We start from the raw sequence: 14,146 nt of genomic DNA, 5'->3' as shown, positions 1-14,146 counted from the left end.
GGAGCGCATTGAGGCGTTCGACAAATGCAGGTGGAAATGATGCAAAAGCGCTCCAGCCAGTCCGACGAGCCGGACGATACCCTCGAGCCGGCGCTCACCATCTCGCCCGAGAAGGTCTGCTTCATCATCATCAAGATGCGCGAGTTCGACGCCAAGGACGAGCTCACCGAACCGGAACCGGGGTCGAACCCGACCGACGACAAGGAAGCCGCGGTGCTTGAGAACCACGACGACGATCCGGTGACCGAGGAGATCGCTTCGCTGGTCGACTCCCTGTCGGAAGACGAGCAGATCGACCTCGTGGCCCTCGCCTGGCTCGGGCGCGAGGACTACACCGTCGCCGATTGGCCAGCAGTGCGCGAGGAAGCCGCCGCCGCACACAACGACCGCACGTCCGAGTATCTGCTCGGAACGCCGCTGCTTGCCGATTTCCTCGAAGAGGGGCTGTCGATGCTGGGCTATTCCTGCGAGGATTTCGAAATGGGCCGCCTCTGAGGCTCGGCGAGCCTTCACGCTGGCCGCGCCGTCGCTCCTGGCCACGAAATGGCGAAGCTGCGATCCGGCCCAAGGTCGACGCGAACCCCGAACCGCTCGCTTTCCCGGGCAAGGGTTCGCGCAAGCCATGAAGCGTCGCCCGCGTCGGGGCGGACCAGCCGGAATTGGCGGATCTGGAGCGGTACGATCTCCAGCGCGAAAAGACCTCCGCTCGCCGGGTCGAAATCGGCAAAGTACATCAGCGGCAGGTCGTCCCTGTACTGTTCGTATCCGCTGATCCCCTCATAGTCGTTGAGGAAGTCGCCGCAGCCGTAGAGGATCAGCCCGCCGCGGTAGACCTCCAGTGCCTTGGCGTGATGCGACGAATGCCCGTGCACGACACAAACGCCGCCGGTTTCCACCAGTGCGTGGGCGAAACGCCGCTGGCTTTCGGCAATCTCGTAGCCCCAGTTCGACCCCCAATGCACGGACGCCACGACCACGTCGCGAGGCTTTCTGGCAGCGGCGATCTGCGCGCACACGCTGTTGGCGGTCGCCTCCGAAAGGTTCGGCAGAAGGTTCACGCCCGCGGTCTGGGCGCCGGCGGCCCAGTCGCGCGGCGTGCCGCTGGTGGCCGATGCAAACGAGTAGACCAAAACCCGGCCCTTGCTCGCTACGTCGATCACTGCCGGGGCGCCGGCCTCGGCGGCATCGTGGCCGGCGCCTGCATGGCTGATCCCCAGTTCCTTCAGGACGGCCAATGTGTCGAGAAGGCCGCGACGTCCCCAGTCGAGAACGTGGTTGTTGGCGAGGGTGCAGCAGTCGATGCCGGCAGCGGCCAGGCAGCGGGCATTGGGCGGGCTCACGCGATAGTTGATGCCTTTCGGGAGGTAGGTTTCGCTGTAGGTGATGCTGGTTTCCAGGTTGACGATGCGCGCGTCCGGGCGCATCCGCTCCAGTTCGTCGAGCGCCGTGCCCCAGATATAGGCGGGTGGCACCTTGCGCGGGATGGGCCCGTGTGCAGCCTCGGCAAGGCTCACATAGTCGATGGCGGATCTGGTGTAGCCCTCATGCAGGGCCGGGTCGCAGGGATGCGGCAGGATCTGATCGATCCCGCGGCCGATCATCACGTCTCCGCACAGGAAGAGCCGCAATGCCTGCTCCGCTTCACCATTTCCTTGAGGTTCCTTGCCGCGCACGGTCGGGTAACCTGCCACGTCAGCGTCGGTGGCCGCCTGCGGCATGGGCGACGCTGCTTTCAGTGTCCGACGGCGCCTTGTGGCGAAGCCGCATGAGACCCGCTTCGACCCGCGCGAAAACCAGGCTCTTGCGGTCGTATCCGGAAAGATCGATGCCGAACCGGTGCGCCGTCTCTGTCACCTCGGGCAGAGGGTCGGGATTTGCGGCGGGCCAGAACGGGCGCAGTTCGCGCAGGAAGATGTTGGCTGTCACCGGGCCAACGCCGTAGAACTCGTCGAGGCGTTCCTCCAGTTCGGCGTTTGTGTGCGCTTCCTCCTCAAGCTTCGACAGGCAGCCGCCATAGTCGTCGAGCAGCTTGCGACAGTCCCGCAGCACCTGGTCGGATTTCCTGCCATCGTAGCGGACATAGCCGCCCTCTCGCATGATCGGATTGACGAGAAAGTCCCAGCCGGCGTCGACGATCTTGCGCGGCGTGGTCAAGCCGTGCCGTTCGAAGGCATGATAGGTATTCCGCGAGATTGTCTCCGAGATGTGGCCGCCGAAGAGAATGCTGGCCAGGAACCAGCGAAAGTAGGTGTCGTCCGCGCGCTCACCAAGGTCGAGGCCGAGCTCCTCGGAATAGAGCCGGTTGCCTTCAAGCTGCGCGGCCAGCGAAGGTGCGGCATCGCTTCTGCGACCGGTGCGGGCGGTTTTCGTCATGGGCTTGCCCTCGGCATGTGGGCTTCTTTCGGGGGGAGAAGCCGGGCACGAGCCGATGATGAGCGCACCGGCACCTCGCCGCACTGATCGGGGTCAAATGGCAGCAAGCCTTACCGAGCCGGGCAAGGCTTGCCGCCTGCGGTGGTGCCGCTGGGCCTCTCCTAGTCAGAGGCCTCTTGTGCGGGGCCGGCGTGCATGATCTCGTCGTTTTCGGGACCGTCGACGATCAGATAGCCGGCCAGGCCGCGCTCGGCGCGCGAGAGCGCATGGTCGACCAGAACGTAGTGGCCGCCGCGATCCACCTTGAAGTCGACAATCGTCGCACCGCCAGGCGGAACGGTCGTGGTCTGCACGCCGGTCAGGGCTGGTGAGCCGACGCTGCCCATCGAATAGACATTGTCGAAGATCTCCCCGATGACGTGGAAGGACGAGGTGAAGTTCGGTCCGCCCACGCCGAAGAAGATGCGCACCGTCTCGCCCGCATTCGCATAAAGCGGGTGCGTCTTGGTGAGGGAGCCGACCGCGCCGTTGAACAGGAAATATTCAGGCCGCTCGGAGATCAGCTTGTCATAGTCCATCTCCATCTCGCCCTTGGTGCCGAAGGGCAGGACCGTGTAGAGCTCGCCCTGCATGACATAGAACTCGCGGTCGACCTGGGGCAGCCCGCCCTCGGGTTCCACCAGGATCAGACCATACATGCCGCTCGTGATGTGGTGCGCCACGCTGGGCGTTGCGCAGTGATAGACGAAAATGCCGGGCTTCAGCGCCTTGAAGGTCACGACAGTTTCGTTGCCAGGGTCGGTCTGCGTGGAATGCGCGCCGCCGCCCGGGCCCGTGGCCGCGTGGAAGTCCACCGAGTGCGTCATCACGCTTTCGGTGGGGTTCTTCAGGTGAACCTCGACCGTATCGCCCACCCGCGCCCGCACGAACGGCCCGGGCACCTTCGCGTTGAAAGTCCAGTAGGTGTAGGTGGTGCCGTCGTCCAGGTTGCCCACGAGTTCGACCGTTTCGAGGTCCACCTTGACGATCTTGGGTGGCCGCTGGCCGATCGGGCCCGGCAGGTCGGCCGGATCGCGGACGATGTCGGCGGCGTTCGAGGCCATGGCCTCGCGCGGACCGGGCATGACCTGGACCCGTCCCTCCATGCCCGCCTGGCGGTGCCCGGCGATCGAGCAGTAATAGGCGAATTCGCCGACCTTGCCGGCCGTGAAGGAGAAGGTGGACGAAGCATTCTTGCCGACCACGACGGAGGAGCGAGCCGCATATTGGTCGATCACCACGTCGTGCTCGGCCCCTTCGCCGTTGATCAGGTTGATCTGCACCAGTTCGCCCTCATGCACCATGAGGGTGGGATTGACCTGGCCGTCTATGTCGCCACCAACTCCCAGATACACCATCTGCCCCGCCGCGATGCCGGTCTTGAGCGTGAAGATCTTCGGATTGTGGTAGCTCACCACTGCCTCGCCGGCGGCACCCGCCGCAGCGGGAGCTTGTGGTGCGGCGGCAGCGGCGGCCGGCTCTGTACTGGAGGGGGTGGCCGTTTGCGCCGGTGCGGCGTGCTGGTGCGTCTGCGCAAGGGCCGGTGCGAACGGCAATAGCAGCAGAAAGGCGAACAATGCGGCTCCGGATAGGCAATGTCCGATCTGGCGTCCAGGTCGTTCTGCTTTGCTTGGTGTGGTGATGGAGGAAAAAAAGCTGGCTGCAGGCATCCTATACTTGCTGAACATGGAATGCTCCATTGTTGGCCGGTAGGAGAACTGCGAAGAAAAAGAGATTACGCCGGTTTTACCAAGTCCGCAAAATGGATGTGTCTGGGAATTTCTGCCCCGGCTTGCAAGGTGCGGCGGATGGCTCGCGCGGCCTTATGGGGACGGTTGCGACGAGCCTGCCCCGGTCGGAGCCGCCAGTATTCTTATCACCTCGTCGTCGCTCACCTGCCTGAAGTCGGCGTAATAGAAGCCGATGGCCTCGAAGAACCTGGGCTGCTCCAGGCAGACCACCTCGTCAGCCTCCTGCTGCAGGGCAACCACCGTTTCGGGTGGGGCAACCGGCACGGCCACGACGATCCTGCTGGGGTTGCGCCGCCGCAGGCCACCGATCGCGGCCCGCACCGTCGCCCCGGTCGCGACCCCATCATCGATGATGATCGCCACGCGTCCGGCGACCTCTATCGTCGCCCGTTTGCCGACATAGCGCGCGCGCCGGCGTTCGATCTCGGCAAGCTCCTTCTGGCAGGCCTGTTCGAACTCGTCGGCCGAGATCCAGGCAAGCCGTATGACATGGTCGTTGCGGACCACGACAGGGTCGTCGCCGTCGATGACCGCACCCATGGCAAGTTCGGGCTGCATCGGAACCCCGATCTTTCGCACCAGAAGCAGGTCGATCGGCGCCTTGAGGTGCAATGCAACCTCCCGGGCCACGGGAACGCCACCTCTTGGCAGGGCCAGCACCACAACGTCCTTTCCACGATAGCGGTCTAGTGCCCTAGCCAATTGCCTGCCGGCCTGAATGCGATCTGAAAACAGCATGGCATCACCTCCGCTCGGTAGCTCTGGCCTCGTCGAGATAGCGTTCGAACCAGCCGCCCGCCGCATCGACCACCATGTCCAGCGCGCCGGGCTCGGAAAAGAGGTGGGTGGCGCCGGGCACGATCGTCAGTTCCTTCGGGCCAGCCAGCAGGGCATAAGCCGCACGGTTCAGCCGCAGCACCTCGACATCGGCGCCGCCGACGATGAGCAGGGTCGGCGCGGTCACACGCGCCAGCGCGGTTCCGGCCAGGTCGGGCCGCCCTCCGCGCGAGACCACCGCCGCCACCTGCTCGGCCAGTTCGGCCGCCGCGACAAGCGCTGCGGCAGCGCCGGTGCTCGCGCCGAACAGGCCGATGGGCAGGCCCTGCGTTCGTTCGAACCTGGCCGTCCAGTCCACCGCGGCGACCAGCCGCGTCGACAGCAGCGGGATATCGAACACGTTGGCTCGGTCCATCTCCTCGTCGGTCGTCAGCAGGTCGAAGAGCAGGGTGGCGAAGCCGGCCCTTCCCAGTGCCTCGGCCACGTAGACATTTCGGGGGCTGTGCCGGCTGGAGCCGCTGCCATGCGCGAACACGACGATGCCGCGCGGATTGGACGGCTCGCGCAACGTGCCGGGCAGGCCAAGCGGAGGGATCTTCACCTCGGCGATCTTCAGCGGGCTATGGGATGGCTTGTCTTCGGCGCGCATCACGACGTTCCTCCGTTGCCAGCTAGAAGGATTCGGTCGCGGCTGTCGTTGATCGCGATCAAGCGCTGCGGCTCGGCGCTATTCTAGCCCCGCTGGCGGGGAATATAGATCGTTCATCGGCGCGCAGCCCGCCTGATGGCAGGTTTTCCCTGATCCGGACGCAAATGCGATGTGCGGTTGACATCCGTCAATGCCGCTCCGCCGCCCCACGCCCAGAATGCGCGCTTTCGGATCTGATGGGAGAGCCCCGATGGCAACCTTCGTCATGCTGACCCGACTGAACCACCAGGCGCTGCAGTCGCCGCGCTCGCTGGAGGAACTGAGCCACCACGTGATGACGCGTATTCGCAGCGAATGCCCGCAGGCGCAGTGGCAAGCGAGCTACGTCGTCCTCGGACCGACCGATTATCTGGACATATTCACCGCACCCGACATCGAGGCTGCCACCAAGGTCGCCACGATCATCCGCACCTTCGGCCATGCAACCACCGAAATCTGGGCCGCCACCGAATGGGATCAGTTCATCGCCATGGTGCGTGACATCAAGCCGGCCGGCAGCAGCAGCGGCTGATTGCGAAGGCGGCATCGCCGGAAGCGGAACGGCAGTTCGCCGGGCGGGAACGGCGGTTGCCGTTCGCAGCCGAGACAGAACTGGGCCAGGAAAGCGTGCGGACAAACGGCCGCGCGCAGGGGCATGGCTGCAAAGGGCCGCCCCCAACTCGAATTCATGAGACCGGCGCAACCGCGGAAGCGTAGGGGCCCTTTTCGCCCTCATGCTCTGTAAAGTGGACGTCCGTGCCGGTCTCCAGCTTCTCCCACAGGGTGGGCGATACCATGCTTTCGCGCCGGAAGAAGAATTCGCGGCCATCGGGCGCGGCGATGAAGCCGAAGCCCTCTTCCGGCACCAGCCGCACCACCGTTCCCTGCAACTTCTCCGGATGCGGCTTGATCCGGTGGCCGCTCATCTCGCGCACCGCGTCCTCGAGCTGGCGCTGGGCGGCATTGAAGCTGTCGCGGATGGCGACATAGACATCCTCGTGGGCGTGGTTCTCCTCCGGCTCCCTGCCCACGAAGATCTGGCGGCCGGGCACGGTGAGCTCGACGCTGACATGGTAGATCTTGCCCTTGCGCCCGTGCCGGTGCGGGGCCTCGACCACGACGTTGCAGGAAGTGATGCGCTCGTGGAAGCGCTCCAGCCGGTCGATCCGTTCGCGCAAAGCGGCTTCCACGGCAGGCGAGGGGTCCATGCCCCGAAACCGGATCTGAGGGGTTATCTCCATGGTGGTGCTCTCTCGTTTTACCCGGCTGGCCGACTGGCAGAGAATTCACATGCGGCCGCCATCGCGCTCATCGTCTTCTTCGCCGGCCATGAGGACGTCGTAGACCCTGGCGGCGGCGCTGCCCGGGGGTATGTGCCGCATCGGCGTGGTCTCATCGTCGCCGGCGCACCAGGCGAGCGCCTGCTTCAGATCGTCCAGATCGGCGCCGCTCGCCTGTATTTCGTTGAGCTTCCAATCCGGCAGGTCGCCGCAGATGCGACGAATGTCTTCGGCTGACAATTTCATGGGCAAGCTCTGACCGGTCATGCGACGTTCCAGCTTTCACGAACTCGCCTATTCTGGAGGGGGCACGAAGGCGCGCATTGACGGAAATCAAGCCGGCAGCACCGGGCCGCGAAGCCCGCCGGATTTCGTCGATGCGGGGAGGTGTTCCCGGGCGGCTCTATCCCAGCCGCGCCGGTATCCTCGCTTCCAGGCGGCGGAAGGCGAAGACGATGATGCCGGTGACGCACAGATAGACCAGCGCCAGCAACAGCAGCGGCTCGTAGACGATAAACGTGTCCTGCCGCACCCGCGAGGCGACGGCGTAGATGTCGACCACGGTGATGGTGGCCACCAGCGGCGTCGCCTTCAGCTGCAGCACGGTTTCGCCGGCCAGCGTCGGCAAAGCGCGGCTCACCGCCTGCGGCAGCCAGATGCGGCGAAAAATCTTCCAGCGCCGCATGCCGAAGGCCCGCGCTGCCTCCAGCTGGCCGCGCGGGACGCCGGCAAAGGCGCCGCGCATCACCTCGCCCTCGTAGGCCGCAAAGGAGAGCGTCAGCGCCAGCACGCCATAGGGCCATGCCTGGCGCAGATAGGGCCACAGCTCGGACTGCCTGATCCATGGAAATTGCGGAAACAGCGAGCCGAGGCCGAAATACAGCAGCCACAGCTGCAAGAGCAGCGGCGTGCCGCGAATGGCCGTGCAGAAGGCCTTGGCCGGCCAGGCCAGCCAGCGCGGGCCGGCGGCCTGCGCAAGCCCCAGCGGCACCGCGATCATGAAGCCGACCGCGCAGGTGACGACCAGCATCCAGATGGTGCGCCAGATGCCGGCCAGCGCAAGGCCGTAATAGTTCGGCAGCCAGTCCCAGCGCATGAACATGGCTGCCGCGGCCACCAGCGCCGCAGCCACCGCGATCAGGCCGATGCGGTGCGGCTGCAACCAGCCCTGCGGTCGCGGCCGGGGCTTGGTGTCGTCGGCGAGGCTGATGGTCATGTTCCGCCCTCCGCGACCGATGGCATCCCGCGCCGCGCCCAACGCTCCACGCGCCCAATTATTGCGGAGGAAAACAGCGTCAGCAGAAGGTAGAGCACGCCGGCGGCCAGGAAGAAGGTGAAATAGGCCTTGGTGGAGCCGGCGGCCTGCCGCGTCTCCAGCGTCAGCTCGTTGAAGCCCACCACCGCCAGAAGCGCGGTATCCTTGGTGGCGATCAGCCACAGATTGGCGAGGCCCGGTATGGCATAAGGCAGCATGGCCGGAAGTGTGATGCGACGCAGCATCTTGCCGGGCGACATGCCATAGGCGCGCGCCGCCTCGATCTGGCCTTGCGGCACGGCAAGGATGGCGCCGCGCAACACCTCGGTCGAATAGGCGCCCTGCACCACGCCGAGCACGACGATGCCGGCCACAAGTCCGCTGATGTCGATGCGGGCATAGCCGGCTGCCTCGAGCAGGCGGTTGATGAGATCGGTGCCGGCATAATAGAGCAGCAGGATCAGCACCAGTTCAGGCACGGCGCGCACCACCGTCGTGTATATTTCCAAAAGGTCGCGCACGATCGGCCCGCCATAGAGCTTGCCATAGGCGCCGGCGGTGCCGATGGCGAGGCCGAGGCCGAAGGCGCCGATGGCGATCTGCACCGAATTGGCCAGGCCGCGCAGCAGGTTGCCGCCCCAGCCCGGCGGGGCGGGGGAGAGGAGCTCGATCACTCCGCTCTGAAGAAGGGGCGAGAGAAAGGTCTCGATGGGTCTGGCCCTTATCCTGTCACCGGCTGCCTTTCCCCGCGGGCGGGGAAGGACAGCGCCGGCGTATTCGCAATTCCCGTAGGTGCGGCCTTGTCGCGTCCGCAGCATGCGCGCCCGGGTCTCAGGCGATCCGAGGCAGGCACGCAGCAACCCAGCTCAGCCCCGTACCCCCAACCGAAGGCACGGGAACGAAGCGCGCGGGCGGCCGCCAGCGACACTGGCGCCGCGGCTCAGCCGCCGTAGATGTCGAAGTCGAAATACTTCTTCGCGATCTCGTCGTATTTGCCGTTGGCGCGGATGCCTGCAATGGCGGCGTTCATCTTGTCGCGGAGGTCGGCGTCTTCCTTGCGCAGGCCCACGCCCACGCCCTTGCCCAGCACGTCCGGATCGTCCACGACATTGCCCTTCATGTCGCAGCATTCCTTGCCCTGGTCGGTGTCCAGGAAGTCCTTGAGCGCGATGGCATCGGCCTGCACGGCGTCGACGCGGCCGGCGGCCAGGTCGGCATTGGCCTCGTCCTGGGTCTGGTAGATCTTGATCTCAGCCGCCGTCGGACCAAAGTGCTTCTTGGCATAGGCCTCGTGGATGGTCGAAACCTGCACGCCGATGATCTTGCCCTTCAGCCCCTCGGGCGTGGCGTCGAAGGTCTCGCCCTTCGGGCCGATGATGCCGGTGGGCGTGTTGTAGTACTTGTCGGAGAAGGCGATGGTCTTCTCGCGCTCGGCCGTGATCGACATCGAGGCCGTGATCATGTCGATCTTCTTGGTGGTCAGCGCCGGGATGATGCCGTCCCAGGAAATCGGCGTGATTTCGCATTCGAGCTTGGCTTCCGCGCACAGCGCCTTGGCGATCTCGACTTCCCAGCCGCCCCACGTGCCCGAAGCATCCGGCGCGGCAAACGGCGGATAGGGCTCTGCGGCGATGCCCACCTTCAATGAATCGGCCTGCGCCACGCCCATGCCCGCCACGGCCAGCACCAACGCGGCGGTTGCCGCTTTGAGACCTTTGATCATTTGCAAGACTCCCTTGTAATTGTTGAGTGTTCCCGTTGTTTCTTCCGCTTGCATCAGCCGATGTTGCGGATGAATTGTTTGAGTCGTTCCGATTTGGGCGCGCCGAAGATCTGCTCCGGCGGCCCTTCCTCTTCCACCTGCCCGTTGTGAAGGTAGATCACGTGGCTCGCGACCTCGCGGGCGAATTTCATTTCGTGGGTCACGAGGATCATGGTGCGCCCCTCGCGCGCAAGGTCGCCGATCACCCGCAGCACCTCGCCGACTAGCTCGGGGTCGAGTGCGGAGGTCGGCTCGTCGAACAGCATGACGCGGGGCTGGATGGCCAGCGCCCGCGCAATCGCGCCGCGTTGTTGCTGGCCGCCCGAGAGGAAGGCCGGATAGACGTCGCTCTTGTCGGAGAGCCCCACGCGCGCCAGCAGCTTCTCGGCGGTGACGATCGCGTCCTCGCGCCTGACGCCCAGCACATGCACCGGAACCTCGATGACGTTCTCCAGCAGCGTCATGTGGCTCCACAGGTTGAAGCTCTGGAACACCATGCCGAGCCGCGAGCGGATACGCTCGATCTGGCGGCGGTCGGCGGGCGTGCCGTTGCCGTGGCTGTCGCGCTTCAGTCGGATCTCCTCGCCATTGACGCGGATGAGGCCGCTGGTGGGGTTCTCCAGGCAGTTGATGCAGCGCAGCAGCGTCGACTTGCCCGACCCGCTGCCGCCGATGATCGCCACAACGTCGCCGTCGCGCGCCGTCAGCGACACGCCCTTCAGCACGTGCAGTTCGCCGAATTTCTTGTGCAGGTTCTCGATGCGGATGGCTTCGGCGGCGCCGTTCGACGCCTGGTCCGGTGCAGTTTCAGCAGCCCCCTCGGCGTTCATTCCCGGCGCTCCCCGCAATGCCAGGTGATTCGTCGACAACTTCTCCGGCTGCTCATCATGCCCAGCGCGATCCTCCCCAAGATCAGCATGGACCCGTCTGCGCGGGCCCGTCAATCCCGGTCATTACGGCACTTGCGGGGTTGTTATGCAAGTGTATAAATAGCTCCGGCATGAAAATTTATTGATTTTTTTCACCCTGGAGAGGTGCTCGTGAACGCTTTCGGGTCTCAGTCCATGGCCGCGCCGCTCAAGCGCGTTCTGATGCGCTCCGCCGCCAATTCGATGCGCGGGGCCGATGGGGCGGCATGGCACTATGGGCCCGGTTTCGACCCGGCCAGGGCGGCGATCCAGCACGCCGCGCTGGCCGAGATGGTGGCTGCTTCCGGAGCGAAGATCGAATGGATCGAGGACCTCGAGGACGGGCTTTCGGATTCCGTCTTCACGCATGACCCGTCGCTGATGACCAATCATGGCGCGGTGATTCTTTCGATGGGCAAGGCCCTGCGCAAAGCCGAGCCCGCGCTGCATGAGCAGACCTATGCGCGCCTCGGCATTCCTATCCTCGGCCGCATCGAGGCGCCGGGCCAGGTCGAGGGCGGAGACTGCGTCTGGGTCGACGCGCACACGCTCGCCGTCGGCCGCGGCGTGCGCACCAACCAGGAAGGGATCAGGCAGCTCGCTGGCATTCTGGGTCCGCTCGGTGTGGAGGTTCTGGGCTACGACCTGCCGCTGTGGCAGGGCGAGGAAGCGTGCCTGCATCTGATGTCCGTCATCAGCCCGCTTGCCGATGATCTCGCACTGGTCCATGCGCCGCTTCTGCCGGCCGCGTTCTACCAGATGCTGCGCGGGCGCGGCATCACGCTGGTCCACGGTGATGCCGACGAGTTCCATGCCTCGAACGGCCTCAGCCTCAACGTGCTGCCCACGGCCCCGCGCGAAGTGATCGCCGTGGCCGGCTTTCCCAAGACGCAGGCCGCCATGGAGGCCGCCGGCTGCGTGGTCAGGACCTTCGAGGCCGATGCGCTGTGCATCGCCTGCGAGGGCGGCCCAACCTGCCTGACCCGGCCGATCCTGCGCCAATGACCGACGGCCCCTCCCGCCGCAAGTTCCGCCGCGAGGGCGAGGAGCGGCGGCGACAGGACCTGATCGAGGCGACGCTGGACTGCGTCGCCGAACGCGGCCTGCAAGGCGCCACGGTGCGCGCCATCGCGCTGCGCGCCGGCGTGACCGCGGGGCTCATCCGGCACTATTTTCCCGGCAAGGAAGAGCTGTTGCAGGCCGCCTATGCGGCGATCGTCGGCCGCATGACCGAGCAGGCCAAGGCGGCGCTGGCCATGGAAGGTGCGGGCCCGCGCCGCCGGCTCGCTGCCTTCGTCGCGGCCAATCTCGGGCCGCCGGTGGTGGATGCGCGGGTATTTTCGCTTTGGGCCGGCTTCATCGGCCGGGCGAGTTCCGACCCGGCGCTGGCGACCGCTCACCGCGAGGGCTATCTCGGCTTCCGCGACGAGGTCGAGGCGCTGGTGGCGGAGGTGCTGAGGGCGGAGGGCCGCGCCGCCGGCAAGGCCGAACTGCGTCGCCACGCCATCGCCATCAACGCCATCATCGACGGCCTGTGGATCGAAGGCTGCCTTGCCGGCGACATTTTCGAGCCGGGCGAACTGGTCGAGATTGCCATCGCCACCGTCGAGGCGCTGCTGGGACTGAATTTACGTGAGGAGGAAAAGACATGACCACCGTGGGGGAGGCGCTGATCTCATTGCTGGAGGCGCATGGGGTCGACACCGTGTTCGGCATTCCGGGCGTGCATACGGTCGAGCTCTATCGCGGGCTTGCCCGCTCCAGGATACGCCATATCACGCCGCGCCATGAGCAGGGCGCCGGCTTCATGGCCGATGGCTATGCGCGCGTCACCGGCAAACCCGGCGTGGCCTTTGTGATTACCGGGCCGGGGCTCACCAACACCATTACAGCGATGGGCCAGGCGCGGGCGGATTCCATCCCGATGCTGGTGATCTCCGGCGTGAACGCTTCGCCCACTCTCGGCAAGGGGCTGGGCTTCCTGCACGAACTGCCCGACCAGCGCGGCATGATGGAAAAGGTGGCGCTGTTTTCACACCGAGTCGAAAATGCCAGCGAGCTCCCGGAAGTGCTTTCGCGCGCCTTCGCGCTGTTTGTATCCGGTCGCCCCGGTCCGGTGCACATCGAAATCCCCACCGACATCATGGCAAAGCCAGCCGACGGGCTCTTCCCGCATCCGGTCGAGGCAAGTACGCCGCAACCCGATGCCGCCACGCTGGCCGAGGCCGCCCGGCTGGCGGGCGCGGCCAGCCGCCCGCTTATCCTCGCCGGCGGCGGCGCCAAGATGGCCGAAGCGCCCTTGCGCAAGCTGGCAGAGCTTCTCGACGCGCCGGTGGTGGAAACCGCCAATGCGCGCGGACTTTTGCACAAGCATCCGCTCGGCGTGCCGGCCAGCCCCAGCCTGAAGGCGGTGCGGGCGCTGATGGCAGAGGCCGACTTGGTGATCGCCGCCGGCACCGAATTCGGCCCGACCGACTATGACATGTATGGCGACGGTGGCTTCGTGAAGCCGCAAAATCTCATCCGCATCGACGTCGACGGCAAGCAGCTTGGCCGGCATCCGGCCACGCTCGGCATCCGTGCCGATTGTGCGGCGACGCTGGAAGGCATGGGCGCATTGCTGGCCTCGTCGCGCCGCAACGCATCGGATGAAGGCTGGGGTGCGGCCCGCGCCGAAAGGGCGCGCAGCGAGTCGCTGGAGGAAATCGGCCCGGTCATGCGTGGACAGGTCGAGGCGGTGGAGATGATCCGCGACGCGCTGCCGGGCTCGATCATCGTCGGCGATTCCACCCAGCCCATCTATGCCGCCAACCTCTACTATGACCACGACCGTCCGTCCGGCTGGTTCAACGCCGCCACCGGCTTTGGCGCGCTGGGTTTTGGTCCGCCGGCAGCCATCGGTGCTGCCCTTGCCGTGCCGGATGCGCCGGTGGTCTGTCTCTCGGGTGATGGCGGCTTCCAGTTCACGCTGCCGGAGCTGGGTGCGGCACTCGATGCCGAGGCCCCCGTCATCTTCGTGGTGTGGAACAATCGCGGCTATCGCGAGATCGAAACTTCCATGCGCGACGTCGGCGTCGAACCGGTCGGCGTCTCGCCCGCTCCGCCGGATTTTTGTCGACTGGCCGAGGCCTATGGCATGGGAGCGGAAAGGCTGGAGGCGATTGCCGATCTCCCCGCCGCGCTGAAGCGGGCACGTGCGGCCGGCAAGGCCTGCCTCATCGAGATCGGGGTGGAGTAGGGGCTCGGGCGAAGTCCCGGCCATTTGAAATAACCCCCACCCCCTAACCCCTCCCCACAAGGGGGAGGGGGACCC

The 14,146-nt window shown here is 65.9% G+C and carries 16 protein-coding genes; 5 read left to right on the top strand and 11 right to left on the bottom strand.

Going from position 1 to position 14,146, the window contains the following annotated elements:
* The first annotated feature begins 39 nt into the window (after nucleotides 1-39).
* Nucleotides 40-495 (top strand): DUF3775 domain-containing protein, encoded by a 456-nt coding sequence (locus tag AC3A4H_RS05850; RefSeq protein WP_487765902.1) that lies wholly within the window; start codon nucleotides 40-42, stop codon nucleotides 493-495.
* Between the two features lie 14 nt (nucleotides 496-509).
* Here the strand turns inward: AC3A4H_RS05850 and AC3A4H_RS05845 are convergent, their stop codons facing one another.
* From AC3A4H_RS05845 to AC3A4H_RS05825, 5 genes are all read right to left on the bottom strand, one after another.
* Nucleotides 510-1,718, bottom strand: coding sequence for a CapA family protein (locus AC3A4H_RS05845; protein WP_487765829.1), 1,209 nt, complete (start codon nucleotides 1,716-1,718; stop codon nucleotides 510-512).
* Nucleotides 1,693-2,373, bottom strand: coding sequence for an HhH-GDP family DNA glycosylase (locus AC3A4H_RS05840; RefSeq protein WP_487765828.1), 681 nt, complete (start codon nucleotides 2,371-2,373; stop codon nucleotides 1,693-1,695). Before AC3A4H_RS05840 ends, AC3A4H_RS05845 begins: the two co-directional genes overlap by 26 nt.
* Before the next feature lie 161 nt (nucleotides 2,374-2,534).
* Nucleotides 2,535-3,989, bottom strand: a complete 1,455-nt coding sequence (gene nirK, locus AC3A4H_RS05835; protein ID WP_487765827.1) for a copper-containing nitrite reductase — start codon at nucleotides 3,987-3,989, stop codon at nucleotides 2,535-2,537.
* A 246-nt stretch (nucleotides 3,990-4,235) separates the two neighbouring features.
* Nucleotides 4,236-4,901 carry a phosphoribosyltransferase gene (locus AC3A4H_RS05830; protein WP_487765826.1) on the bottom strand — a complete coding sequence of 222 codons (666 nt, stop codon included), beginning with the start codon at nucleotides 4,899-4,901 and terminating at the stop codon, nucleotides 4,236-4,238.
* A 4-nt stretch (nucleotides 4,902-4,905) separates the two neighbouring features.
* Entirely contained in the window at nucleotides 4,906-5,589 is a 684-nt protein-coding gene (locus AC3A4H_RS05825; protein ID WP_487765825.1) for a dienelactone hydrolase family protein, read from the bottom strand.
* 250 nt (nucleotides 5,590-5,839) lie between these two features.
* Here AC3A4H_RS05825 and AC3A4H_RS05820 point away from each other — a divergent pair, with 250 nt between their 5' ends.
* A complete protein-coding gene (locus AC3A4H_RS05820) occupies nucleotides 5,840-6,160 on the top strand; it encodes a GYD domain-containing protein (protein ID WP_348779682.1) in 321 nt (106 codons plus the stop codon).
* Between the two features lie 154 nt (nucleotides 6,161-6,314).
* Here AC3A4H_RS05820 and AC3A4H_RS05815 read toward each other — a convergent pair whose 3' ends face one another.
* The 6 genes from AC3A4H_RS05815 to AC3A4H_RS05790 form a co-directional block, all read right to left on the bottom strand.
* Nucleotides 6,315-6,869 (bottom strand): HPF/RaiA family ribosome-associated protein, encoded by a 555-nt coding sequence (locus tag AC3A4H_RS05815; protein WP_487765824.1) that lies wholly within the window; start codon nucleotides 6,867-6,869, stop codon nucleotides 6,315-6,317.
* Between the two features lie 45 nt (nucleotides 6,870-6,914).
* Nucleotides 6,915-7,175: a hypothetical protein gene (locus AC3A4H_RS05810; protein ID WP_487765823.1), complete on the bottom strand. Its 261-nt coding sequence runs from the start codon at nucleotides 7,173-7,175 to the stop codon at nucleotides 6,915-6,917.
* A gap of 136 nt (nucleotides 7,176-7,311) precedes the next feature.
* On the bottom strand, nucleotides 7,312-8,124 hold the full coding sequence (locus AC3A4H_RS05805; RefSeq protein WP_487765822.1) for an ABC transporter permease: 813 nt from the start codon (nucleotides 8,122-8,124) through the stop codon (nucleotides 7,312-7,314).
* Nucleotides 8,121-8,837: an ABC transporter permease gene (locus AC3A4H_RS05800; RefSeq protein WP_487765821.1), complete on the bottom strand. Its 717-nt coding sequence runs from the start codon at nucleotides 8,835-8,837 to the stop codon at nucleotides 8,121-8,123. Before AC3A4H_RS05800 ends, AC3A4H_RS05805 begins: the two co-directional genes overlap by 4 nt.
* Nucleotides 8,838-9,103: 266 nt before the next feature.
* The gene (locus tag AC3A4H_RS05795) at nucleotides 9,104-9,886 is read right to left on the bottom strand and encodes a transporter substrate-binding domain-containing protein (RefSeq protein WP_487765820.1); all 783 of its coding nucleotides are present in this window, start codon (nucleotides 9,884-9,886) and stop codon (nucleotides 9,104-9,106) included.
* A 53-nt stretch (nucleotides 9,887-9,939) separates the two neighbouring features.
* Entirely contained in the window at nucleotides 9,940-10,755 is an 816-nt protein-coding gene (locus tag AC3A4H_RS05790) for an ABC transporter ATP-binding protein (RefSeq protein WP_487765819.1), read from the bottom strand.
* A 210-nt stretch (nucleotides 10,756-10,965) separates the two neighbouring features.
* On the opposite strand from AC3A4H_RS05790, the gene AC3A4H_RS05785 reads away from it, so the two are divergent.
* From AC3A4H_RS05785 to AC3A4H_RS05775, 3 genes are read left to right on the top strand one after another with little or no spacing between them, the layout of a single operon-like run.
* Complete coding sequence (locus AC3A4H_RS05785) at nucleotides 10,966-11,838, top strand: dimethylarginine dimethylaminohydrolase family protein (protein ID WP_487765818.1); 873 nt, start codon at nucleotides 10,966-10,968, stop codon at nucleotides 11,836-11,838.
* Nucleotides 11,835-12,485 (top strand): TetR family transcriptional regulator C-terminal domain-containing protein, encoded by a 651-nt coding sequence (locus tag AC3A4H_RS05780; RefSeq protein ID WP_487765817.1) that lies wholly within the window; start codon nucleotides 11,835-11,837, stop codon nucleotides 12,483-12,485. Before AC3A4H_RS05785 ends, AC3A4H_RS05780 begins: the two co-directional genes overlap by 4 nt.
* Nucleotides 12,482-14,071 (top strand): 5-guanidino-2-oxopentanoate decarboxylase, encoded by a 1,590-nt coding sequence (locus AC3A4H_RS05775; RefSeq protein ID WP_487765816.1) that lies wholly within the window; start codon nucleotides 12,482-12,484, stop codon nucleotides 14,069-14,071. Before AC3A4H_RS05780 ends, AC3A4H_RS05775 begins: the two co-directional genes overlap by 4 nt.
* Nucleotides 14,072-14,146: the final 75 nt, after the last annotated feature.

The organism is Pseudaminobacter sp. Soil_N_29, assembly GCF_057656055.1.
Note: the sequence above shows the minus strand (reverse complement) of the source record. Positions and strands in the feature narration are given on the sequence as shown.

What these genes read in the sequence shown, in the direction of transcription:
- AC3A4H_RS05810 (WP_487765823.1), bottom strand. Translation starts at nt 7,175, where the DNA reads ATGACCGGTCAGAGCTTGCCCATGAAATTGTCAGCCGAAGACATTCGT.
- AC3A4H_RS05775 (WP_487765816.1), top strand. Translation starts at nt 12,482, where the DNA reads ATGACCACCGTGGGGGAGGCGCTGATCTCATTGCTGGAGGCGCATGGG.
- AC3A4H_RS05850 (WP_487765902.1), top strand. Translation starts at nt 40, where the DNA reads ATGCAAAAGCGCTCCAGCCAGTCCGACGAGCCGGACGATACCCTCGAG.
- AC3A4H_RS05815 (WP_487765824.1), bottom strand. Translation starts at nt 6,869, where the DNA reads ATGGAGATAACCCCTCAGATCCGGTTTCGGGGCATGGACCCCTCGCCT.
- AC3A4H_RS05820 (WP_348779682.1), top strand. Translation starts at nt 5,840, where the DNA reads ATGGCAACCTTCGTCATGCTGACCCGACTGAACCACCAGGCGCTGCAG.
- AC3A4H_RS05795 (WP_487765820.1), bottom strand. Translation starts at nt 9,886, where the DNA reads ATGATCAAAGGTCTCAAAGCGGCAACCGCCGCGTTGGTGCTGGCCGTG.
- AC3A4H_RS05840 (WP_487765828.1), bottom strand. Translation starts at nt 2,373, where the DNA reads ATGACGAAAACCGCCCGCACCGGTCGCAGAAGCGATGCCGCACCTTCG.
- AC3A4H_RS05830 (WP_487765826.1), bottom strand. Translation starts at nt 4,901, where the DNA reads ATGCTGTTTTCAGATCGCATTCAGGCCGGCAGGCAATTGGCTAGGGCA.
- AC3A4H_RS05805 (WP_487765822.1), bottom strand. Translation starts at nt 8,124, where the DNA reads ATGACCATCAGCCTCGCCGACGACACCAAGCCCCGGCCGCGACCGCAG.
- AC3A4H_RS05825 (WP_487765825.1), bottom strand. Translation starts at nt 5,589, where the DNA reads ATGCGCGCCGAAGACAAGCCATCCCATAGCCCGCTGAAGATCGCCGAG.
- AC3A4H_RS05780 (WP_487765817.1), top strand. Translation starts at nt 11,835, where the DNA reads ATGACCGACGGCCCCTCCCGCCGCAAGTTCCGCCGCGAGGGCGAGGAG.
- AC3A4H_RS05845 (WP_487765829.1), bottom strand. Translation starts at nt 1,718, where the DNA reads ATGCCGCAGGCGGCCACCGACGCTGACGTGGCAGGTTACCCGACCGTG.
- AC3A4H_RS05790 (WP_487765819.1), bottom strand. Translation starts at nt 10,755, where the DNA reads ATGAACGCCGAGGGGGCTGCTGAAACTGCACCGGACCAGGCGTCGAAC.